Source organism: Cellulophaga sp. BC115SP (genome assembly GCF_009905545.1).
Lineage (GTDB): Bacteria > Bacteroidota > Bacteroidia > Cytophagales > Spirosomataceae > Flectobacillus > Flectobacillus rivi.
Genome location: NZ_JAAALB010000194.1, coordinates 1 through 622, shown reverse-complemented (window position 1 = coordinate 622; position 622 = coordinate 1). Strand labels below are relative to the sequence as shown.

Sequence of the window (622 nt, the reverse complement as noted above, 5' to 3'; positions counted from 1 at the left end):
CTTTAGTAGCGACAAGTACAGGGGACTGTGATGGCGATGGTGTAACGAACAAAGATGAGATTAATGGTATCGATGATGATCCATTGACGACTGCTGATAACACAGATCCAAACGATGCTTGTAGCTACAACAAGGTAGACCAAGTACTTGCGAATGTTGATCCATCTTGGTTGACCAAGGACTGTGATAAGGATGGTAATCCAAACGGAACAGATCCAAATCCACAGGCTGCTACAGCCGCTAATGATGCATTAACAGCACCATTTGGTACAATCAGTACAGTAAATGTGTTGTCGAATGATGACTTCTTACCAGTAGCAAGCAATGTGATTACTAGAACAGGTGGTACAGCGAGTGGTACAGTCGTGTTTGCACCAACAACAGGTATCATGAGTTACACACCATCAGCGAGCGAGCCAGGTAGCAGTGTAACAGTGATTTACCAAGTGTGTAATACATTGGTGACTCCACAAGTATGTGCTAGTGCGACAGTAACGATAAGTGTACCATTAGCAGGTGACCAAGATGGCGATGGCGATCCAGACAACACGGATCCACAACCAACAAATCCATGTGTATGGGGTATCGGTCAAGTGTTAGCGAATACAAGCACGACTTGGAG

The 622-nt window shown here is 45.0% G+C and carries 1 pseudogene; it reads left to right on the top strand.

Annotation, left to right across the window (positions count from 1 at the left end):
* A pseudogene (locus GVN22_RS27620) lies at window positions 1-622 on the top strand (hypothetical protein); the annotation flags it as partial.